This is a genomic window from Micromonospora sp. URMC 107, from assembly GCF_051386315.1.
In the GTDB taxonomy this organism is placed as follows: domain Bacteria; phylum Actinomycetota; class Actinomycetes; order Mycobacteriales; family Micromonosporaceae; genus Micromonospora.
The window spans coordinates 61,786-81,524 of the sequence record NZ_JBPQTK010000012.1 but is presented as its reverse complement, the minus strand read 5'-3'; the positions used below and the strand labels follow the sequence as shown (position 1 = coordinate 81,524).

Annotated in this window: 18 protein-coding genes; 6 read left to right on the top strand and 12 right to left on the bottom strand. The window is 74.4% G+C overall.

The genetic code is table 11. The annotated features are described in order from the left end of the window. Both ACSNN9_RS04845 and ACSNN9_RS04840 read right to left on the bottom strand, forming a co-directional pair. On the bottom strand, nt 1-2,510 hold a 2,510-nt coding region (locus ACSNN9_RS04845; protein ID WP_436671401.1), incomplete at its 3' end, for a nitrate- and nitrite sensing domain-containing protein. Nucleotides 2,511-2,609: 99 nt separating this feature from the next. Further along, nucleotides 2,610-3,989: an FGGY family carbohydrate kinase gene (locus ACSNN9_RS04840; protein WP_436671400.1), complete on the bottom strand. Its 1,380-nt coding sequence runs from the start codon at nt 3,987-3,989 to the stop codon at nt 2,610-2,612. A 254-nt stretch (nt 3,990-4,243) separates the two neighbouring features. Between ACSNN9_RS04840 and ACSNN9_RS04835 the strand changes: the two genes are divergently transcribed. Further along, the gene (locus ACSNN9_RS04835) at nt 4,244-6,184 is read left to right on the top strand and encodes a chorismate-binding protein (RefSeq protein WP_436671399.1); all 1,941 of its coding nucleotides are present in this window, start codon (nt 4,244-4,246) and stop codon (nt 6,182-6,184) included. A 118-nt stretch (nt 6,185-6,302) separates the two neighbouring features. On the opposite strand, the gene wrbA is transcribed toward ACSNN9_RS04835, so the two are convergent. The 4 genes from wrbA to ACSNN9_RS04815 all read right to left on the bottom strand — a co-directional run bounded on the left by wrbA (nt 6,303) and on the right by ACSNN9_RS04815 (nt 8,807). Next, on the bottom strand, nt 6,303-6,920 hold the full coding sequence (wrbA, locus tag ACSNN9_RS04830) for an NAD(P)H:quinone oxidoreductase (RefSeq protein WP_357874390.1): 618 nt from the start codon (nt 6,918-6,920) through the stop codon (nt 6,303-6,305). A 300-nt stretch (nt 6,921-7,220) separates the two neighbouring features. Next, nucleotides 7,221-7,589, bottom strand: a complete 369-nt coding sequence (locus ACSNN9_RS04825) for a DUF3037 domain-containing protein (RefSeq protein ID WP_436671398.1) — start codon at nt 7,587-7,589, stop codon at nt 7,221-7,223. After that, the gene (locus tag ACSNN9_RS04820) at nt 7,586-8,344 is read right to left on the bottom strand and encodes a HipA family kinase (protein WP_436671397.1); all 759 of its coding nucleotides are present in this window, start codon (nt 8,342-8,344) and stop codon (nt 7,586-7,588) included. The genes ACSNN9_RS04825 and ACSNN9_RS04820 overlap by 4 nt, the downstream gene beginning before the upstream one ends. 67 nt (nt 8,345-8,411) lie before the next feature. Then, nucleotides 8,412-8,807 carry a DUF4190 domain-containing protein gene (locus ACSNN9_RS04815; protein WP_436671396.1) on the bottom strand — a complete coding sequence of 132 codons (396 nt, stop codon included), beginning with the start codon at nt 8,805-8,807 and terminating at the stop codon, nt 8,412-8,414. Nucleotides 8,808-8,937: 130 nt separating this feature from the next. Here ACSNN9_RS04815 and ACSNN9_RS04810 point away from each other — a divergent pair, with 130 nt between their 5' ends. Together ACSNN9_RS04810 and ACSNN9_RS04805 are read left to right on the top strand one after the other, a co-directional pair. Beyond that, a complete protein-coding gene (locus ACSNN9_RS04810) occupies nt 8,938-10,047 on the top strand; it encodes a winged helix DNA-binding domain-containing protein (protein WP_436671395.1) in 1,110 nt (369 codons plus the stop codon). Between the two features lie 202 nt (nt 10,048-10,249). Then, nucleotides 10,250-10,993: a YsnF/AvaK domain-containing protein gene (locus ACSNN9_RS04805; RefSeq protein ID WP_436671394.1), complete on the top strand. Its 744-nt coding sequence runs from the start codon at nt 10,250-10,252 to the stop codon at nt 10,991-10,993. Between the two features lie 60 nt (nt 10,994-11,053). Here the strand turns inward: ACSNN9_RS04805 and ACSNN9_RS04800 are convergent, their stop codons facing one another. The 4 genes from ACSNN9_RS04800 to ACSNN9_RS04785 are packed head-to-tail and all read right to left on the bottom strand — an operon-like array spanning nt 11,054 to nt 15,438. Further along, entirely contained in the window at nt 11,054-12,259 is a 1,206-nt protein-coding gene (locus tag ACSNN9_RS04800; RefSeq protein WP_436671393.1) for an ABC transporter ATP-binding protein, read from the bottom strand. Nucleotides 12,260-12,268: 9 nt separating this feature from the next. Beyond that, entirely contained in the window at nt 12,269-13,102 is an 834-nt protein-coding gene (locus tag ACSNN9_RS04795) for a carbohydrate ABC transporter permease (RefSeq protein ID WP_358082114.1), read from the bottom strand. A gap of 1 nt (nt 13,103) precedes the next feature. Continuing rightward, nucleotides 13,104-14,102: a carbohydrate ABC transporter permease gene (locus ACSNN9_RS04790; protein ID WP_436671392.1), complete on the bottom strand. Its 999-nt coding sequence runs from the start codon at nt 14,100-14,102 to the stop codon at nt 13,104-13,106. 46 nt (nt 14,103-14,148) lie between these two features. Beyond that, nucleotides 14,149-15,438, bottom strand: coding sequence for an ABC transporter substrate-binding protein (locus tag ACSNN9_RS04785; RefSeq protein ID WP_436671391.1), 1,290 nt, complete (start codon nt 15,436-15,438; stop codon nt 14,149-14,151). A gap of 232 nt (nt 15,439-15,670) precedes the next feature. On the opposite strand from ACSNN9_RS04785, the gene ACSNN9_RS04780 reads away from it, so the two are divergent. Next, the gene (locus ACSNN9_RS04780; RefSeq protein ID WP_436671390.1) at nt 15,671-16,249 is read left to right on the top strand and encodes a mycothiol-dependent nitroreductase Rv2466c family protein; all 579 of its coding nucleotides are present in this window, start codon (nt 15,671-15,673) and stop codon (nt 16,247-16,249) included. A gap of 30 nt (nt 16,250-16,279) precedes the next feature. Here ACSNN9_RS04780 and ACSNN9_RS04775 read toward each other — a convergent pair whose 3' ends face one another. Beyond that, nucleotides 16,280-16,756, bottom strand: coding sequence for a hypothetical protein (locus tag ACSNN9_RS04775; RefSeq protein WP_436671389.1), 477 nt, complete (start codon nt 16,754-16,756; stop codon nt 16,280-16,282). Nucleotides 16,757-16,957: 201 nt separating this feature from the next. Here ACSNN9_RS04775 and ACSNN9_RS04770 point away from each other — a divergent pair, with 201 nt between their 5' ends. Further along, a complete protein-coding gene (locus ACSNN9_RS04770; RefSeq protein ID WP_436671388.1) occupies nt 16,958-17,389 on the top strand; it encodes a hypothetical protein in 432 nt (143 codons plus the stop codon). Between the two features lie 47 nt (nt 17,390-17,436). Further along, a complete protein-coding gene (locus ACSNN9_RS04765) occupies nt 17,437-17,712 on the top strand; it encodes a hypothetical protein (RefSeq protein ID WP_436671387.1) in 276 nt (91 codons plus the stop codon). Nucleotides 17,713-17,742: 30 nt separating this feature from the next. On the opposite strand, the gene ACSNN9_RS04760 is transcribed toward ACSNN9_RS04765, so the two are convergent. Beyond that, nucleotides 17,743-19,635, bottom strand: a complete 1,893-nt coding sequence (locus ACSNN9_RS04760; RefSeq protein WP_436671386.1) for a BTAD domain-containing putative transcriptional regulator — start codon at nt 19,633-19,635, stop codon at nt 17,743-17,745. Nucleotides 19,636-19,739: the final 104 nt, after the last annotated feature.

Below are 19,739 nucleotides of genomic sequence, written 5' to 3'. Positions count from 1 at the left end.
CCGCCCGGCGGCGTGGAAATCTCCGTGGTGTCCTCGGCCTCGGCCCGCCGTACCCCGCTGTAGAGCCGGGACAACATTCCCCCGACCGCCTCCGGGTCCGGGTCGTGGCGCACCGCCGGCTGCTCCGGCCGCCCCGGCCGGGTGACGGCGGAGAGCTGCGCCATGGGCACCCGGACGGGCAGGCCGCGTTCGTTGGTCCCGCCGGTGACCGGGACGGCCGGCGGCGTGGGCGAGGTCTGCGGCGCCGGACCGGGCGCCGGCCCCTGCCGGGACCACCAGCCCGCACCGGTCGACGCGGGCGGCCGGGCCGGGGCGAGCACGTCCTCGGCCCGGACCGGGACCGAACGGGCCTGCCGGGGCGGGAGGTCGGAGCGCCCGGCCACCGGCAGCTCGCGCGCCGGCCGCGCGCCGCCCCACACCGGCGGCCGCCCGGCCACCGGCAGCTCGCCGGGCGGCGGCCCGCCGTCCCAGGCCGCGCCGCCCCCCGTGGCGGTCAGCATCCGGGTCGGGGCGGGCGCCTCCGCCAGCAGGTCGCCGGGCAGCCGCACCCGGGCGACGAGGCCGTCCTCGCCGCCGTCCAGGCGCACCTCGACGCGGAGCCGGGCGGCCAGGTGGCTGACCACGAAGAGACCCATCCGCTCGACCGCCGCCACGTCGGCGGCTGGCGGGGTGGCGAGGACGGCGTTCGCCTCGGCCAGGGCGTCCGGGCCCATGCCGAGCCCCTGGTCGCTGATCTCGATGACCGCGCCGGCGCCCTCGGCCCGGGCGGTGACCGCCACCACCGTGTCCGGACGGGAGAAGGAGGTCGCGTTCTCCAGCAGCTCGGCGAGGACGTGGACCAGCTCACCGACGGCGTGGCCGACGACGTGCAGGTCGGCGACGGCCCCGTGCCGCACCCGCTGGTACTGCTCGATCTCGGCGCTGGCGGCGAGCAGCATCGCGCCGAGCCCCACCGGCCGGTTCCACCGACGGGTCGACTCGCTGCCGGCGAGCACCAGCAGGCTGTCGTCGTTGCGCCGCATGCGGGCGGCCAGGTGGTCGAGCTTGAAGAGGTTCTCCAGCTGGTCCGGGTCGCTCTCCTCGCGCTCCAGGTCGTCGAGCAGCTCCAACTGGCGTTCCACGAGCACCTGGCTGCGCCGGGCGAGGTTGACGAACATCGCGTTGACGTTGCGCCGGGTGGTCGCCTGTTCGACGGCGACGTTGACCGCGCTGCGGTGCACCGCCACGAACGCCTCCGCCAGCTCGCCGATCTCGTCGAGCGAACGGACCACCGCCGGCGGGACCTCGATCGCGGGTACGCCCCCGGTCACCGTACGCAGCCGGTCGAGGGCGTCCGGCAGCTCCAGCTGGGCGATGCGCAGCGCCTGCCCGCGCAGCAACCGCATCGACCGGGCGATGGAGCGGCCGACGAGGACGGAGATGAGCAGGGCGACCAGCAGCACCGTGAGGATGCTGCCGACGACCAGCAGCGTGCTCCGCAGCTGCGTCGCACTCGCCTCATCGGCCTGCCGTACGGCGTCGTCGAGCACCGACGCCTCGATCCGGCGGAGCAGTTCCTGACGCTGCTCGCCGGCCGCCCACCACTGTGGGGCCGGCAGCACGGTCGGCGCGGCGACGCCGGTCGGCAGGCTCTGCTCCTCCAGCCGGGTGGCCGCCTGGAAGGCCTGGTCCACCGAGGTCTCGTCGTAGCGACGGACCTGCTCGGCGGTGGCGACGACCCGGAACGCGCCCAGCGCGGTCAGCTGCTGGGCGCGCAGGTCGGTCAGGACCACCTGGTCCTCCACGCCGTACCGGCCGGCGCGGGCGGCCTCGTAGAGCTGGGCCCGGACCCGCGAGGAGAGCTCCTTGACCCGGGCGAGCTGCACGTAGCGCAGCACCGCGTCGCTGAGGGCGGGCCGGTCCTCGCCCGGCGAGGGCTCGGCGAGGAGGCGGAGCAGCGCGTCAACGGCCCGGTGGTAGTTGCTCAGGATGGTGTCGCTGCCCAGCACCGCCGGGGGGATCGCGGCCCGGATGTAGGCGACCTGGTCGTAGGCCTCCAGCACCTCGGAGTAGGCGACCCGCCAGGACGCGTCGGCGTCGGCCAGCGGCTCGGCGGCTCGCCGCAGGTCGCGCAGCGCCTGGTCGGTGGCGCCCTGCAACGGCTTCAGCACCATGACCGCCGCGTCCCGGTCGCCGCCCGCGCCGCCGCGGCGCAGCTCGCCCAGCTCACCGGCGGCCCGGTCGCGTTCCTGCTGGAGCTGGTGCACCAGCGCGACGATCTCCCGGCCGATGCCCACCTGCCGGGCGAAGTCGCCCAGCGCGGTCGTCCGGCCGACCAGGGTGTGGGTCTGCACGCCGGCCAGCACCAGGAACGCGACCGACGGAATGACCAGCACGGTGACGAGCTTGGTGCGCATCCGCCAGTCCCGCAGCCGGAACGGGGAGCGGCGGCGGTGCGGCACGACCCGGACGTCGAACCGGCGCCGGCGGTGCTGCGACACCCCGTCGTCGGACGGTTCCGGACCTGCCACACCTACCTCCTCCCTGTCCCGCGTCCGCCGCGAGCCGGGGAGCGGAGTCCATCCAACCAGGCCCGGAAGCTGTGTCAACGGGGCGGGCTGAGGTGCGACTCAGGAGGGTGAGGCGGCGTCGTCCGTCCGGACGATGGCGGCGAGCCGGGAGGCGTCACCGACGCGGCCCAGCGCCACCAGCGCCGCGCCGCTCGCCCCGACCTCCGGGTTGCTCCCGAACCACACCGGCCGGGGCGCGAGCGTCGCGGCGAACGTCGTACGCCACCAGCGGGAGGCGGCCATCGCGCCCCCGCCGAGCACCACCTCGACCGACTCGTCGACGGTGGACTCCAGCACGCCGAGGTCGTCGGCGACCAGGTCGCACAGGCCCCGCATCAACCCGGCCAGGATCTCCACCGCGCTGGTGCCGAAGCTCAGGCCACCCAGCGCGCCCGAGCCGGCCGGGGCCAAGCCGGGCGGCCGGTCCCCGCCGAAGCGGACGTTCACCGGCAGGCCGCCCTCGTGCGGCACCCGGGCCAGGGCGACCTCCAGCTCACTGCCCCCGGGCAGCCGCAGCTCCCGGTCGGCCCAGGCGAAGAGGTTCCCCCCGGAGGAGTACGCGGCGCCGGTCACCACGTGGTCGTGGTCGACCCGGTAGCGCCAGAGCTGTTCGGGCAGCGGCGGCATCACCTGCCCCGCCGGGACGCGCTGCACCAGCCGGACCGCCGCCGACGTGCCGACCGTCACCGCGGCCCGACCCGGCTCGACGCAGCCCGAGCCGACGTTCGACGCCGCGCCGTCGCCCACCGGACCGGCCCAGGGCACGTCGGTGAGCTGCGGCCAGCGCCGCGCGTACGCCGGCCGCAGCCGGCCCCGCCATCCGTTCGGCGCCAGCTCGGGCAGCTCGTCGGCGCGGCTGCCGGCCAGCGCGCACGCCTCGGCGTCCCAGTCCAGCGTCCGCAGGTCCAGCATGCCCGTGCCGGAGGCCTGGGAGATCGACATGGGCGCCGAGTCGAGCAGCTCGCCCAGCGCGTACTCGGCCAGGCCCGCGAAGCGGGCGATCCGCCCGCCGGTGTGCTCGCGCAACCAGGGCAGCCGGATCGACCAGTAGCAGCGGTGCCACCACGTGCCGGTGCGCCGGTGGAAGTCGTCCGGGTCGGCCGGGCCGACCGCCCCGGCGAGGGCCTCGGGGCGGGTGTCCAACCAGGTCAGCACCGGCCCGAGGGGCGCGCCGTCGGCGCCGATCGGGACCACCGAGTGCCACTGCGCCGACGTCGCCACCAGCGACACGTCGCGCAGGTGCCCGGCTTCGGCCAGCTCGTCCAGGCACGCCGCCAGGCAGGCCAGGTAGCCGGGGCCGTCCAGCGTGCCGGTGCCGTCGTCCCGCACGACGAGGCTCACCTTGCGCCGGGCCAGCGCGCCGGGCAGCGGGCGGGCGTCCGTGTCCAGCACGAGTCCGCGTACCGAGGAGGTGCCCAGGTCGAGCGCGAGAATGTTCATCGCGGGTCAAGTTACCCGCTGTGCCGCGCTCCGGCGTCCCAGCGGGTGGGCCGTACGCCCGATCGGCTTTCCGGGCCCGCGCGAGGGCCGTAGGGTGACCACATGCTCGCGCACCTGTCCTGCTGGTGGCCCGCCGACCCGGCGGCCATCTCCCGCGCGTAGCTTCCCACGCGGCCGCCCGACGAGGCGGCCGCCGGTCTCTCCCCGGCCCTCCCGGTCGCCCCGCCGGGCGCCGCCCGGCCCGAGGAGACCCCGTGACCCACCTGACCGAGCTGCTCGCCGCCGTCGCCGGCGGCGGCGACCCCGGCCCTTTCGCGCTCGTCCGCCGCGAGGGCGCCACGCATCTGGAGCTGTTCACCGGCACGGTACGCACGGCCGACCGGCTCGCCGACCTCCCGCTGCCCGACGGGCCGCCCGGCCCCCGCACCCTGGCGCTGGTGCCCTACCGGCAGGTCACCGAGCGGGGCTTCGCCTGCGTCGACGACGGCGTCCCGCTGGAGTTCCTCCGGATCGCCGGGCACGAGCGGATCGACCTGGCCGAGGCGCTCGCCGCGCTGCCCGACGTGCCCGTGCGCACCGCCGACGCCGGCTTCGACGTCAGCGACGACGAGTACGCCGCCACCGTCGCCCGGGTGCTCGCCGAGGAGATCGGGCGCGGCGAGGGCGCCAACTTCGTCATCCACCGCTGCCTGCGCGCCACCGTGCAGGGCCCGCCGCTGGTCGCCGCGCTCGCCGCGCTACGTCGGCTGCTGCGGGGCGAGCGCGGGGCGTACTGGACGTTCCTGGTGCACACCGGCACCCGGATCCTGGTCGGGGCCAGCCCGGAGCGGCACGTCAGCGTCGACGACGGCCTGGTCATGATGAACCCGATCAGCGGCACCTTCCGGCACACCGGCGCGGACGCCGACCGGGCCGCGCTGCTGCGCTTCCTCGCCGACCCCAAGGAGGTCGAGGAGCTGTACATGGTGCTCGACGAGGAGCTGAAGATGATGGCCACGGTCGCCGAGCACGGCGGCCAGGTGGTCGGGCCGTACCTCAAGGAGATGTCCCACCTGGCCCACACGGAGTACCTGCTCGCCGGCCGGGGCACGAAGGACGTGCGGGAGGTGCTGCGGGAGACCATGTTCGCGCCCACCGTCACCGGCAGTCCGATGGAGAACGCCTGCCGGGTCATCGCCCGGCACGAGCGCACCGGGCGGCGCTACTACGCCGGGGTGCTGGCGCTGCTGGGGCGCGACGACGCCGGCCGGCAGACCCTGGACGCGCCGATCCTGATCCGGACCGCCGAGATCTCCCCCGGCGGCGAGCTGCGGGTGCCGGTCGGGGCCACCCTGGTGCGGCACTCGACGGCCGAGGGCGAGGTGGCCGAGACGCACGCCAAGGCCGCCGGCGTGCTGGCCGCGCTGGGCCTCGGCCCGCAGGCGCCCGCAGGCGGCCCGGAGCCCGCCGCACGCCTCGCCGACGACCCGGAGGTCCGGGCCACGCTGGCCGCGCGCAACGCGCCGCTGGCCCGGTTCTGGCTCGACCAGCGGTCGCCGGGAGCCGGCGGCCTGCCCGGCCTGACCGGCCGGCGGGCGCTGATCGTCGACGGCGAGGACACCTTCACCGGCATGCTGGCCCACCAGCTGGGCGCGCTCGGCCTGGCCGTGACGCTGCGGCCGTGGCACGCCGCCGGCCCGGTGGACGCCCACGACCTGGTGGTGGTCGGCCCCGGTCCGGGCGACCCGGGCAGCGCCACCGAGCCGAAGATGCGCACGATGCGCGGGCTGCTCGCCGGGCTGCTCGCCGAGGGCCGGCCGACCCTGGCCGTCTGCCTGGGCCACCAACTGCTCGCCGGCCTGCTCGGGCTGGCGCCGCACCGCCGGGACGCGCCCTACCAGGGGCTCCAGCGGGAGGTGGACGTCTTCGGCACGCGCCGCCGGGTCGGCTTCTACTCCACCTTCACGGCGCGCGCCGAGGCCGACCGGCTGGCCACCCCGTACGGCCCCGTGGAGCTGGCCCGGGACGCGGCGGACGGCGCGGTGCACGCGCTGCGCGGGCGGGGCTTCGCGGGGGTGCAGTTCCACCCGGAGTCGGTGCTCAGCCCCGACGGCGTGGCCGTCCTCGCCGAGCTGCTGGGCGGGCTGCTGCCGGCCTCGGGCGGGGACCCGTCGACGGCGCCCGGGAGGTTCTCGGGGACGACCGGGCGTGCATAGTCGATCCGATCGGGGGTAGGGGTGCTGCGACCGGCGGTCCGGACGGGTCGAGAGCCCCCGCCCGGACCGCCGGTCGCGTGGCCCGGCCGGTGGCGCCACGTCAGCCGGACGGCGCAGCTCAGCCCGCCAGGCCCGCCTTGAGCGCCGCACCGATCTGCACGGCCCGCTTGACGGTCAACGCGGTGGCGCCGAGCGCGACGTGGTCCGGCGCCGTCTCGCCGTTGTTGCTGGTGTGCGAGGCGCCGTAGGGGTTTCCGGCGACGAACTGGCTCGGGTCGGTGTAGCCGGGGGTCACCACGACCCCGCCCCAGTGGTAGAAGACGTTGAACATCGACAGCAGGGTCGCCTCCTGCCCGCCGTGGGAGGTGGCCGTCGAGCAGAACGCGGAATAGACCTTGTTCGCCAGCGCGCCCTGCGACCACAGCGGCCCGGTGGTGTCCATGAACTGCTTGAGCTGCGCGGCCATCACGCCGTACCTGGTGGGGGTCCCGAAGACCACCACGTCGGCCCAGGACAGGTCGTCCAGCTGCGCCTCGGGCACGTCCTGGGTCTCCAGGGCGTGCGCCGCCCAGCCGGAGTTGGAGCGGATCGCCTCGTCCGGCGCCAGCTCGTGCACCTTGCGCAGCCGCACCTCTGCTCCCGCCTCACCGGCGGCCTCGCACGCCGCCTGCGCCATCTGGTACGTGATGCCGGTGGCGCTGTAGTAGATCACCGCGACCTTGGTCTGGGCAGCCATCGGGTGTTCCCTCCTCATGTCGGGTCAGCTCCGGCGACTACCCGATGTTTGCGCCGTCAAACGGTCACCCGGGGACTGCGCGCCCGGGACCGCCCGCCGCGGGCGATGCCGGGGACATGGCACCAGAGGCGGTAGCTCAAGATGTCCGCAAGTTTCGATGCGTTCCGTGGCCGGTCCGACCGCCGGCCGGCGATGCTGGTCGCACCGGTGCCGGCGGACCGGCAGCCGACCGGCACCGGTCACCCTGAACGGGGGATCGCGCTTGGCCGGCAGCGTCGCCGGCGAAGCGCGATCAGGGGCTCAGCGCACCAGCGCGTCCATCAGTCGCTCCAGCTCGGCCGGCGGATCGGCGGTCAGCCCGGTGTGCACCGGCCCGGTCTGGATCATCGTGCTGCGCGGGGCGGCCAGCCAGCGGAACCGCTCCCCCAGCCGCATCCCGCCCGACGGGCCGTCGCCGGCGCACGTCCGGTCCCAGGAATCCAGCACGGCGGCCACGGCGGCCAGGTCGACCTCCGGGGCCAACGCCCGCACCCGGGCGGCGTCCAGATGGGTACGCACGCCGAGGAAGTCCCGCCGCTGGCAGTAGAGCAGCACGCCGACGTTGACCTGTTCGCCCCGTTCCACCCGGGGCACCAGCCGGACGACGGCGTACTCGAAGGGTTCCCTCACGCCGCGCCCCCCTGCGGCAGCCAGTCGGCGGTGCGCGCGACCCGGCGGGCCAGATGGTCCACGTACGCCGCGCGGGCCGCGTCGGCGGAGTCGAAGTCGGCGCCGGTCAGCCAGCCGTCGGGTACCAGGGCCAGCACCTCGCCGAGCAGGTCCCGGGTCACCCGGGGGGCCAACTCGGCGTCCGCCTCGGCCACCCTGGTGGCGTAGGACGCCAGCACGTGGTCGTCGGCCCGGTACGGCCGGTGCACCGCCGCCTCGGCGCGGGGCCAGTTGTGGTGGAAGTACAGCGACGCCCCGTGGTCGATCAGCCAGAGTTCGCGGTGCCAGACGAGCAGGTTGGGGTTGCGCCAGCTGCGGTCGACGTTCTCCACGTAGGCGTCGAACCAGAGCACCCGGGAGGCGAGCGCCGGCTCGACGGGGTGCGCGACCGGGTCGTAGCCCAGCGCCCCGGGCAGGAAGTCCATGCCCAGGTTGGCGCCGCCGCTGTTGCGCAGCAGCTCCTGCACCTCCTGGTCGGGCTCGGCCCGCCCGATCACCGGATCGATCTCGAGCACCACCAGGGGCGGCACCGCCAGGCCCAGCCGACGGGCCAACTCGCCGCAGATCACCTCGGCGACCAGCGCCTTGGGGCCCTGCCCGGCGCCCCGGAACTTCGCCACGTACGTGCCGAGGTCGTCGGCCTCCACCACGCCGGGCAGCGAGCCGCCCTCGCGCAGCGGGGTGACGTACCGGATCCCGCAGACCTCTCGGAGCACGGGCCCACCCTAGTCGGGCGCGCCCGGCCCGGGCCGGGCGACCCGGCCGGCGGCAGTGGGCGCCGGGTCAGTTGTCGAGGCGGTCGCGCAGGTCGTCGACCTCCTGCTGGATCCGGTTCACGCCGCCCTCGTCGTTGAGGAAGGTGGTGATCCCGGCGGCGAAGGCGAGCCCGATCAGCACCGCCAGGGCGCTGAGCACCAGGCCGCCGATCGCCACGCCCCGGCCGGTCACCCCGGGTCGGCCGGCCATCTTGAGCCCGACGATGCCCAGGATCACGCCGATGATGCCGAGCAGCAGGCCGATCCAGGACAGGATCACGGTCAGCACGCTGATCAGCGCGGCCACCCCGAAGACCAGGGCGAAGGCGGCGGCGGCGCTGGTCTTGGCCGATCCGCCGGCCCGGCCCTCGCCGGGATGCAGCGGTACGGCGCCGCGCCGGGACGGCTCACTGGACGCAGTCATGTCGCTCCCTCCACGCGCACCATTGCGCGTATCTCGGCCGGGCGCTTTCCCACTGTGGCCGCCCCTATGCGCGTCGACGGGTCGGTGGGCGGTCCTAGGCTGGCGCCGACCTCTTCGTGAAGGGAACCCGATGACGGTGGACCTCGGCCGGCGCGAGGCGCTCGCGCTGCGGATGACCAGCCTGCTGCTCCGCCCGCACCCCACGGTGCGCCCGGACGGGGTGGCCGGCGTGGTGGAGTGGTTCGGGGCCATGCAGGCGCAGGACCTGGCCAGCGGCATGTGGTCGCTCGGGGTGCGGCTGCCCGCGCTCGGCCACGCCGACGTGCACGCCGCGCTGGAACGCCGGGAGGCGCTGCGCACCTGGCCGATGCGGGGCACCGTGCACCTCGTGCCGCCCCGCGACGCCCGCTGGATGCTGGAGCTGACCGGCGTACGCTCGCTGGCCGGCGGCGCCACCCGCCGCGCGCAGCTCGGGCTGACCGAGGCCGACGCGGACCGCGCGGTCGACGTGCTCGGCGCCGCGCTGGCGGGCGGCGGGCGGCTCACCCGGGCGCGGTGCCTGGCCGCGCTGCGGGCGGCCGGCATCGACACCGGCGGCCAGCGCGGCTACCACCTGCTCTGGTACGCCAGCGTCCGCGGCGTCACCTGCCTCGCGCCCAACGTGGGCACCGAGCAGACCTTCGCCCTGCTCGACGAGTGGGTGCCCGACCCGCACCGGCCGGAGCGCGACGAGGCGCTCGCCATCCTCGCCCACCGCTACGTGCGCTCCCACGGGCCGGTCACCGCCCGGGAGTTCGCCGGCTGGACGGGGCTGACGCTCACCGACGCGCGCCGGGGCTTCGCGGCGGCCGGCGACGCCCTGACGGTGGTGCGCGTCGACGGGGCGGAGGCACTGGTTGACGCCGCCCTGCTGGACGCGCCCCGCGAGCCGGTCGACGACCTGCTGGTCCTGCCCGGCTTCGACGAGTACCTGCTGGGCTTCAAGGACCGCTCGCTGATGCTGGATCCCGACCACGCCGACGCGATCGTGCCGGGCCGCAACGGCGTCTTCCAGCCCACGGTCGTGCGCGACGGGCGGGTCGTGGGCACCTGGAAGCGGGTGGTCGGCAGGACCCGGGTGACGGCCACGGTGTTCCCGCTGGCGCCCCTCGACGAGCGCACCCGGGCCCGCGTGACGGGCGCGCTGGGCCGCTACGCCGCCTTCCTGGGCCTGCCGCCCCGGGTCGACTGGGCCGGCTGACCGGCGGGCCGCCGGCCGTCCCAGCGGCCCCACCGGCCAGCGCGTCGTCCCAGCGGCCCCACCGGTCCCGCCGGCCCCTCTCGCCCGCCGCGTTCGCCCGGCTCCCGCCTTCCGGGTGCTGCTCCTATTCGGCGGGCTGTCGACGAATCCGCCCCGGCCGGACGGGTATCCGGCCCGTGAACCGAGAGGGAGGTAGACGACCATGAGGCTCACTGAACAGCAGGCCAACTCGCTGTACGGACAGGACGTCAAGGACCGCTCGGGGTCGAAGATCGGGAGCGTGGGCCAGATCTGGGCCGACGCCGCCGGTGAGCCGACCTGGGTCAGTGTGAAGACCGGTCTGATGGGCCACAAGGAGTCGATGGCTCCGCTGGAGAAGGCCCGGATCACCGACGGCGGGCTCGCGGTCGACTACGACAAGTCCACCGTGAAGGACGCCCCGGCCGTGGACGCCGGCACCGACCAGCCGCTCGACACGGCGCAGATCGAGCAGCTCTACGCCCACTACCGCCTGACGCCGCAGGCCCCGCAGGCCCCGCCGGCCACTGGTCGCGGACGGGCGCCGGGCGCCGGCGAGGACCTGATCCGGTCCGAGGAGCGGATGCGGGTCGGCACGGAGAGCCAGCCCGCCGGTACGGCACGGCTGCGCAAGTACGTCGTCACCGAGGACGTGCACGCCACCGTGCCGGTCGAGCACGACGAGGTGTACGTGGAGCGGGAGCCCATCGCCGCCCGCGACGCGCGCGGCGTCCGCTCCGACATCGGCGAGGCCGAGCAGGAGATGACCCTGCGGGCCGAGCGGCCGGTGGTCGCCAAGGAGACGGTGCCCGTCGAGCGGGTCCACCTGGCCAAGGACGAGGTCGTCGAGGAGCAGCCCATCGACGACCAGATCCGCCGGGAGCGGGTCGACGCCGACATCCCGGAGCGGAGCCGGCGCCGTCGCTGACCGCTGAGACGGCAGCGGGCGGGTGGGTCGGTGCGACCCACCCGCCCGTCGCGTCGTACCTCAGTCGGCGAGCGCGCCGGCCGCCCGGCCCTCGTGCAGGGTCAGGTTGCGCCCGTTGGTCGGGTCGAACAGGTGGATCTTCTCCAGGTTGAACCAGACCCGGCGGGTCTGCCCCTCCTCGACGGGGGACTCGGCCGACAGCCGGGTCACCAGGCTGGCGCCCCCGCCGCTGAAGTCGGCGCCCGCGTCGGCCGCCAGCTCCTCCAGCTCGGCGGCGCTGGCCCGCTCCCCCTCGACGCTGAAGTAGACGTACTTGTCGGAGCCCATCGACTCGACGATGTCGACCGGCGCGTCGAACTCCAGACCCCGGCCGCGGGTGTCGTCGTCGATCAGCGCGGCGTCCTCGAAGTGCTCCGGGCGGATGCCGAGGATCAACTCGCGCGGGGCGTCGGCCCCCTCCAGCTCACGCCGGATCCGCTCGCCGATCGGCACGTCGCCCAGCGCCGTACGCAGCCGGCCGTCCTCGACCGCGGCGTGCAGGAAGTTCATCGACGGCGAGCCGATGAAGCCGGCGACGAAGAGGTTGCGGGGGTGGTCGTACAGCTCCTGCGGCGGGCCGACCTGCTGCACCGCGCCGCCCCGCATGATCACGACGCGGTCGCCGAGGGTCATCGCCTCGGTCTGGTCGTGGGTCACGTAGACGGTGGTGGTGCCGAGCTTCTTCTGCAGGCGCGACACCACGGTGCGCATCTGCACCCGCAGCTTGGCGTCCAGGTTGGACAGCGGCTCGTCCATCAGGAACGCCTTGGGCTGCCGGACGATCGCGCGGCCCATCGCGACCCGCTGGCGCTGGCCGCCGGAGAGGTTGGCCGGCTTGCGGTCCAGCAGCGCGGAGAGCTCCAGGACCTTCGCCGCCTCCTCCACCTTTCGGTGGATCGTCTCCTTGTCCAGCTTCGCCAGCCGCAGCGGGAACGCCATGTTCTCCCGGACGGTCATGTTCGGGTAGAGGGCGTAGGACTGGAAGACCATCGCGATGTCCCGGTCCCGGGGGGCCTTGTCGTTGACCCGCTGGCCGCCGATGCGCAGCTCGCCGGAGCTGATGTCCTCCAGGCCCGCGATCATGTTGAGGGTGGTGGACTTCCCGCAGCCGGACGGCCCGACCAGGATGACGAACTCGCCGTCGGCGATCTCCAGGTCGACGTCGGCCACCGCGACGGTCCCGTCCGGGAACTTCTTGCTCACCTTGTCGAGCACGATGTCAGCCATGAGTACCACCTATCCCTTGACTGCGCCGGAGGTCAGGCCGGAGACGATGCGGCGCTGGAAGAAGAGGACGAACAGGATGATCGGCACGGTGATCACCACGGCGGCGGCGCAGATCGCCCCGGTGGGGTCCTCGAACTGCGACTCGCCGGTGAAGAACGACAGCGCCACCGGCACCGTGCGGGCCCGCTCGGTGGAGGTCAGGGTGATGGCGAAGAGAAAGTCGTTCCAGCAGAAGATGAAGACGAGGATCGCCGTGGTGAACAACCCCGGCGCGGCGAGCGGGGCGATGACCCGCCGGAACGCCTGCGCCTGCGTCGCGCCGTCCATCTTCGCCGCCTTCTCCAGGTCCCACGGGATCTGCTTGAAGAACGCCGACAGCGTGTAGATCGCCAGCGGCAGCGCGAAGGTGATGTACGGCAGGATCAGGCCCGGCCAGGTGTCGAAGAGGCCGAGCTGCCGCTCGATCTCGAACAGCGGCGACACCAGGGACACCTGCGGGAACATCGCGATCAGCAGGGAGACCCCGACCAGCAGCCGCTTGCCGGGGAAGTCCAGCCGGGAGATCGCGTACGCGGCCATGGCGCCGAGCACCACGGCGATCACGGTGGCGATCAGCGCGATGCCGATCGAGTTGGCCAGGGCCCGGAGGAACTGGTCGGTGGAGAAGATCGTCCGGTAGTTGTCCAGCGTCCACTCCTGCGGGATGAACTTCCCGTCGGTCAGCGTCGCCGGGGTCTTGAACGACAACGACATGATCCAGAGCACCGGCACCAGCGCGAAGACGACCACGATGGCGTCCAGCAGGCCCCAGCGCAGCTTGGCCCGGGTGGTGGTGTCAGCCATCTCAACGCCTCTCCCCGTCGTCGCTGCCGGGGGCAGCGGTACCGAACAGCTTCACGAAGACGAAGGCGATGATCGCCACGGTGAGGAAGATCAGCACCGACATCGTCGACCCGATGCCGAGGTTCAGGCCCCGGATCAGGTTGTTGTAGGCGAGCATCGACACCGACGAGGTCTCGTTGCCGCCCGCGGTCAGCACGAAGATGTTGTCGAACACCCGGAACGCGTCCAGGGTGCGGAACAGCAGCGCGACCAGGATCGCCGGCTTCATCACCGGCAGCATCACCTTGGTGAACCGCTGCCAGGAGGTGGCGCCGTCGGTGGAGGCGGCCTTGAGCAGGTCCTCCGGCACCAGGGCCAGGCCGGCCATGAGCAGCAACGCCATGAACGGCGTGGTCTTCCAGATCTCGGCCAGCATGATGATCGCCAGCGAGCTGGCCCGCTCGGTCAGCGGCGCGCCGTCGCTGAACAGGTTGGCCAGGTAGCCGGTGCCCGGCGTCCACGCGTACCGCCAGGAGAAGGCCGCGACGACCGTGACGATGCCGTACGGGATCAGCGCGGCGGTGCGCACGATGCCCCGGCCGACCAGCGTGCGGTGCATGATGAGCGCCAGTCCCATGCCGAGCACCAGCTCGACGGCGACGGTGACCACCGTGATCAGCGCGGTGACCCCGAACGCCGTCCACCAGAACTCGTTGGTCAGCACGGTGACGTAGTTCTCCAGCCCGACGAACTCGCGCTCGGCGGGGAAGCGCAGGTCGTAGCGCTGGAGCGACAGCCAGACCGAGTAGATGATCGGGTACGCGGTCACCAGCACCATGACCAGCGCGGCGGGCGCGCAGAGCAGCCAGCCCAGCCGGCGCTCGGCCTTCCTGTTCTCGCTCAGCGGGGCCTTGCGGCCCCGGCCGGCGCGCTGGGCCGGCACCCTGGCGTCCCGGCCGGGCCGGGCGGCCGTCTCGTCGGCGGCCACGTCGGCGCCCGCCGGCGTGGCGTTCACGCTCATGCCGCCACCTCCCGGCGCTCGGCGTCGAGGCGCGGGGTGCGCTCGCTCACGGCAGGACCCCCTTCGATTCGAGGGCGTCGGCGATGGCGTCGCGCAGCTCGTCGGCGGTCTGCTCGGGCCGGATCGCCGACGGCGGCGACAGGATCGCCGACATGACGGTGGAGATGCTCTGGTACGCCGGGGTCAGCGGCCGGACGGCCGGTTCCTTGAGCTCCTCGAGGATGGTGTCCTTCATCGGGTACGCCTCGGCCATCTCCGGGTCGTCGTAGACCTTCTCGATGGTCGGCGGCACCCCGTCCTTGACGGCGGAGAACTTCTGGTTCTTCTCGCTGCGGATGCACCGGGCCGCCTCGAAGGACTCCTCGGGGTGCTTCGAGTAGGCGCTGACCGCCATGTTGATCCCGCCGATGGTGACCTTGCTCGGGGTGTTCTCGTCGACGCCCGGGATCCGGGCCCAGCCGACCTGCTTGGCCAGCTCCGGGTTGGCCTCCTGCATGGCCGGGTAGACGAACGGCCAGTTGACCTGGAACGCGCCGTCGCCGGACTGGAACTCCAGCCGGACCGGGTCCTCGGTGGCGTTGCTGAACGACGGCGACGTCACGCCCGACGTGGCGAAGCGCTGGAGCTGCTCCAGCGCCCGCACGGTGCCCGCGTCCATCACGGCCTGCTTGCCGTCGTCGCTGAGGATCTTGCCGCCGGCGCTCTCGGCGAGGGTGTTGTAGAGGACGACGAGCCCCTCGTACTGGGCGCCCATCGTGAGCACCTGGTACGGCTTGCCCTGCTGCTTCAGCTCCTGCGCGATGGAGATCATCTGGTCCCACGTCTTCGGCGGCTGCGGCACCAGGTCCTTGCGGTACCAGAGGAGTTGGACGTTGGTGTTCTTCGGCGCGCCGTAGAGCTTGTCGGAGTAGCGGGCGGTCTCCAGCGGGCCGGCGAGGGTGCCCTGCTCGACCTCGGCCCGGTCCTGCCCGGTCCACTCCCTGATCCAGTCGGCGCTGGCGAACTCCTGGGTCCAGGTGACGTCGAGGCCGAGGACGTCCATCCCGCTGTCCTGCGCGGCCAGTCGGCGGACCAGCTGCACCCGCTGGTCGTCGGCCTGCCGGGGCAGCACCCGGTAGACGATCTCGTAACGCCCCCGGGCCTGCGCGTTGCAGTCGTCGACGACCTTCTGCAGGTTCTGCTCCGGCGGGTAGTACAGGTTGATCGTGGGCGTACCGCCGTCCCCACCGGAACCGCAGGCGGCCGCCATCGGCGCCACCAGCGTCAACGCCGCGGCGGCGGCCACCGCGCGCACGCGCGGCCGGCGTCGGCGTCGGGCCTTGTCAGGGTCGCTCATCACCCCTCCCCTCGTGTCGGCCAAAGGCCGGGGTGAGGCTCCGCGCCCCGGCGCACGGCGAGCCGTTCGGGCCGTCTGACCAGCGGTTCCGTCGCCCCGGACGTTTCGTGGCCACACACTGCCCGACCTGCGAAGTTGCGAAACCTGACGCTGGTGGGACGGCGCCGACATCGCCGGGTGTGGCGCGGATCACCGCCGTGCGGGCCGGCCCGGCCGACCGTAGGCTCGGCCGATGGACGCCACCTTCTTCCTCGACCCCGCCTGCCCGTGGACCTGGCGCACCTCCCGCTGGCTCGTCGCCGTCGCCGACGCCCGGGGCCTGCACATCGAGTGGCGGGCGTTCAGCCTGGCCATCCTCAACTCGGGGCGGGTGCCGCCGGAGCACGCCGAGGCGATGACCGCCTCCAGCCGGGCGCTGCGCCTGGTGGAGGCGCTGCGCGCCGAGGGCCGCCACGACGACGCCGCGCGGTTCTACGCCGAGATCGGCGCCCGCAGCCACGACGCGGGCAACCCGCTGTCGGCGGCGATCGTGGACGCGGCCGTCGAGGCGGCGGGCCTGGGTGCCGCCGCGCCGGCACTCGACGACGACCGCTGGGACGAGGCGGTACGCGAGTCGCACGCCCTGGCGTACGCCTCGGCCGGCCCGGACATCGGCGCGCCGGTGCTCATGGTGCCGGGCGCCGACCGGGGCGTCCACGGCCCGATCCTGACCGAGGTCCCCGGCACCGACGACGCCCTGACGATCTGGGACTCGCTGCTCCCCCTCATCCGGATGTCCGCCTTCCACGAGGTCAAGCGCGCCCGCCACTGACCCTTCGCGGTCCCCCCGGTCGGGGGCGCCTCACCCGCGCTGGACGGGGTGACCGGCTGCCCCCGGCCCGGGCGTGATCCGGCGCCGGTTGGTCGTCGCGCGCACCAGCAGGACCACCCAGCCGATCGCGGCGAGCACGCCGGCCGCCGCGAGCCCGATGAAGAGCAACCAGGTGTCGCCGCCCCGCGCGGCGAAGACGCCCCTGCGGGCCCCGGTGTCGCGGGCCGCCACGGTGGCCCCCGGGGTCAGCCTCTCCGGCCCGTCGTAGACGACGACGTCGTGGCGCGGCGGCCCGCCCCCGTCCGGGACGAAGTCGCCGTGCCAGACGCAGTTGCGGCCGCACCTCTCGTGCAGCGCGGTGAAGGTGCCCGCCGTGCCGCCACCGGACTTCGCCCGCCAGGCCGGGGCGACGTCGGGCACGCCGAGGGCCAGCCCGAGGAGGGCGAGGAGGGGAAGCCCCAGCCAGAGCAGGAACCTCATCCCCCAGCCGCCCGCCCCGTCCGCCACGGCCCCACCGTAACAAGATCGCGCCCCGCCTCGACGATCATGAGGTTGGCGGGTGCGTCTCGTCCGTTTCGTCGCGGCCAACCTCATGATCGACGACGGGGGGTGGGCGGGCGGAGCGCCCCGATCGGTGGGTTCTCGCGGGAATCCCCCTCCGCCGCCGGACCGGTTGGGCAGGATCGTCCCCAACGAGGAGGTGCCGTCGTGCAGGACACCCGCGCTCTCGCCCTGACGTTCGAGGTGGGCGGCCTGCCACCGGTCAGGACCGAGGCGCTGTCCATCTTCGCCGCCGGGCACCGGCAGGCGACGAGGGTCCGCGCCCTGCTCCAGGCGGCCTGCGCCGCGGCCCAGCGCACCGGCTGGACCCCGCTGTCCGGGCCGATCGAGGTGGACCTCGTGCTGCGCTGCCCGCCGGGGCACCGCACCTCCGACGCCAGCACCCTGCTCGGCGGGGTGTGCGCGGTGCTCCAGGACAAGAAGCGGGTGGCCAGCATCGGCCTGGCGCACCTCGGCGTCCTGGTGGACGTCGCCCTCTACGACGACGACCGGCAGATCCGGCGACTGTCGTACGCGGAGAAGCCGGCGGAGGACTTCTCGTACCGGGTCCGGGTGGCCGCCGTACCGCACGTGGTTTGACCGACGGCCGCGGTGGGGTACCGCGGACGCCGATGAAGGGAGCGCCGATGTCGGAGCCACATGTCACGCTGGACCCTCGCGGGCTCGATCCCGTGCAGCAGAAGCTGCAGGGCCCGCTGGAGGACCAGCTGACCTCGGCGCTGCAGGCCGCCACCGAGCGGATCAGCGCCAGCTACGCCGGCGAGCCGGTGGAGCAGATCTGCCAGCGGCTGCTCGACGAGACGCGCTCGGGGCTGCACCCCGACATCGCCGCCGGCTTCAACCCGGACATGGACGAGTTCTGCCGGGTGGCCGTGGCGATCGTGCGCGGCGAAACCTCCTGAGGCACGGGCGTCAGCCTGTCCACCGGCCCCTCAGGCGGCGACCGGGTCGCCCCGCAACGCCGTCAGCGGGTGCGCCGCGGGGGCCGGCTCGCCGGCCAGTTCGGCGGCATACTCCCGGACCAGCGCCGGCAGCCGGTGTACCCCGTGCTCGTCCCGGCTGGCCAGGTGCGCGTCGGCCAGGTCGTCGAGGGTGCGGTGCAGCCGCGCGGCGGAGATCCCGAGCTGCCGGGCGACCCGCTCGGGCTGGAGCAGGGCGTCGGGCGTCGCGCCGAGCAGGGCGAGGATGCGGCCGGCCACCTCGTCGTCGGCGCGGACGGCGGCGACGACGGTGCTCAGGCTGGCGCGCACCGACAGGTCCTCGTAGTCCAGCAGGTCCAGCCGCTCCCGCCCGTCGGCGAGCTGACCGACCAGGGCGTCCACCGACATGCCCGGTCGGGCCGCCAGGCGCGTGCCGGCGACGCGCAGCGCGAGCACCGATCCGGCGCAGAGACGGACCAGCTCGCCGGTGGCGGCTGGGTCGACGGCCAGCCGCTCCGGGCCGGCGAGCGCCGCCAGCAGCTCGTGCGCGTCGGCGTCGGCGAGCGGGCGCAGCGTCACCCGCCGCACGCCGTCCAGGCTGCCCAGCCGGCGCTGCCCGACCACGACCAGGCCCGGGCCGGGCCCGGCCGGCAGCAGCGGGCGGACCTGGGCGGCGCGGGTGACCCCGTCCACCACCAGCAGCAGCCGCCGCCCGGCCACCAGGGACCGGTACCAGCCGGCCCGCTCGTCGGTGTTCGTGGGCACGTCGCCGGGGGCGACCCCGATCGCGCGCAACACCCGGGCCAGCACCTCACCCGGAGTCACCGGGGCCCGGTCGCCGAGGTCGACGAAGACCTGCCCGTCGGGGAAGTCGGCGGCGACGGCGTGCGCGGCGCGTACCGCCAACGCGCTCTTGCCGCTGCCGAACGCGCCGGTCACGACCACGGCGGCGGGGGTCGCACCGCGCAGGGCCGTGACGACCTCGGCCGTCTCCCGGCTCCGGCCGACGAAGGTGACGAGGCCCGCCGGCAGCTCACGGGGCACCGCCCAGCCGGCGGGCCCGCCGAGCCCGGACGGGCGCGGTGCCACTCCGGCGGCGTCCGACGCCGGCGGCGGGGCGACCGGCGCGGTCGCCGTCATGACCGGCGCGGGCGGCGGGCTGTACGCCAGCTCGGGCGCCCGGTCGAGCATCGCGCGGTGCAGGGCGGCCAGTTCCTCGCCCGGCTCGATGCCGAGCTGCTCGTCGAGCGTGGCCCGGGCGTCCCGGTAGACGGTGAGCGCCGCCGGAACGTCCCCGCAGCGATAGAGGGCCAGCATCAGCTGGGTCCAGGCCCGCTCGCGCAGCGGGTGGGCGGCGAGGTGCCCGCGCAGCTCGGGCAGGAGGTGCCCGTGCTCGCCGGCGGCCAGCCGCGCCTCGGCCAGCTCCTCGAAGACCTGGAGACGCTGCTCGTCGAGGCTGGCCCACCGGTTGTCCAGCGCGGTGCCCCGGGGCAGGCCGTCGCCCGACACTCCGCGCCACTGCGCGAGTGCGGCGGTGAGGGTACCGACGGCGCTGGCCGGGTCGGCCGTGGCGAGCAGGGCCCGCCCTTCGCCCGCCAGCCGGTGGAACTGGGTCACGTCCAGCTCGTCCGGCGAGAGCCGCAGCTCGTACGCGTTGGGGCGGGCGAGGAGCCGGTCGCCCAGCTCCCGCCGCAGCCCGGCGGCGTGGGAACGCAGGTTCGCCACCGCGGAGGCGGGTGGCACGTCGGGCCAGACCATGTCGGCCAGCCGTGACAACGAGACCGGGCGGTTCGCCTCCAGTGCCAGGCCTGCGAGGACCGCGCGTCGCTTCGCCGCCCCGGGCGTGACGACCTGGCCGTCGACGCACAGCTCCACGCAGCCGAGAAGCCGAATCTGTAGTTTCATGGTGCCGCTCCCCCGTTGAACCTTGAGCGCGCTCAGGCTAAGTGGGAGGTTCCGAAGGGAACAAGACATGCAGAGAGCGGCAGACGGTGACTAACATCAATGCC

Bases quoted from the DNA above. Each gene is read 5' to 3' on its own strand.
- ACSNN9_RS04840 (WP_436671400.1), bottom strand. From the start codon at position 3,989: ATGAACATTCTCGCGCTCGACCTGGGCACCTCCTCGGTACGCGGACTC.
- wrbA (WP_357874390.1), bottom strand. From the start codon at position 6,920: ATGGCTGCCCAGACCAAGGTCGCGGTGATCTACTACAGCGCCACCGGC.
- ACSNN9_RS04815 (WP_436671396.1), bottom strand. From the start codon at position 8,807: ATGACTGCGTCCAGTGAGCCGTCCCGGCGCGGCGCCGTACCGCTGCAT.
- ACSNN9_RS04810 (WP_436671395.1), top strand. From the start codon at position 8,938: ATGACGGTGGACCTCGGCCGGCGCGAGGCGCTCGCGCTGCGGATGACC.
- ACSNN9_RS04805 (WP_436671394.1), top strand. From the start codon at position 10,250: ATGAGGCTCACTGAACAGCAGGCCAACTCGCTGTACGGACAGGACGTC.
- ACSNN9_RS04800 (WP_436671393.1), bottom strand. From the start codon at position 12,259: ATGGCTGACATCGTGCTCGACAAGGTGAGCAAGAAGTTCCCGGACGGG.
- ACSNN9_RS04795 (WP_358082114.1), bottom strand. From the start codon at position 13,102: ATGGCTGACACCACCACCCGGGCCAAGCTGCGCTGGGGCCTGCTGGAC.
- ACSNN9_RS04790 (WP_436671392.1), bottom strand. From the start codon at position 14,102: ATGAGCGTGAACGCCACGCCGGCGGGCGCCGACGTGGCCGCCGACGAG.
- ACSNN9_RS04785 (WP_436671391.1), bottom strand. From the start codon at position 15,438: ATGAGCGACCCTGACAAGGCCCGACGCCGACGCCGGCCGCGCGTGCGC.
- ACSNN9_RS04780 (WP_436671390.1), top strand. From the start codon at position 15,671: ATGGACGCCACCTTCTTCCTCGACCCCGCCTGCCCGTGGACCTGGCGC.
- ACSNN9_RS04765 (WP_436671387.1), top strand. From the start codon at position 17,437: ATGTCGGAGCCACATGTCACGCTGGACCCTCGCGGGCTCGATCCCGTG.
- ACSNN9_RS04760 (WP_436671386.1), bottom strand. From the start codon at position 19,635: ATGAAACTACAGATTCGGCTTCTCGGCTGCGTGGAGCTGTGCGTCGAC.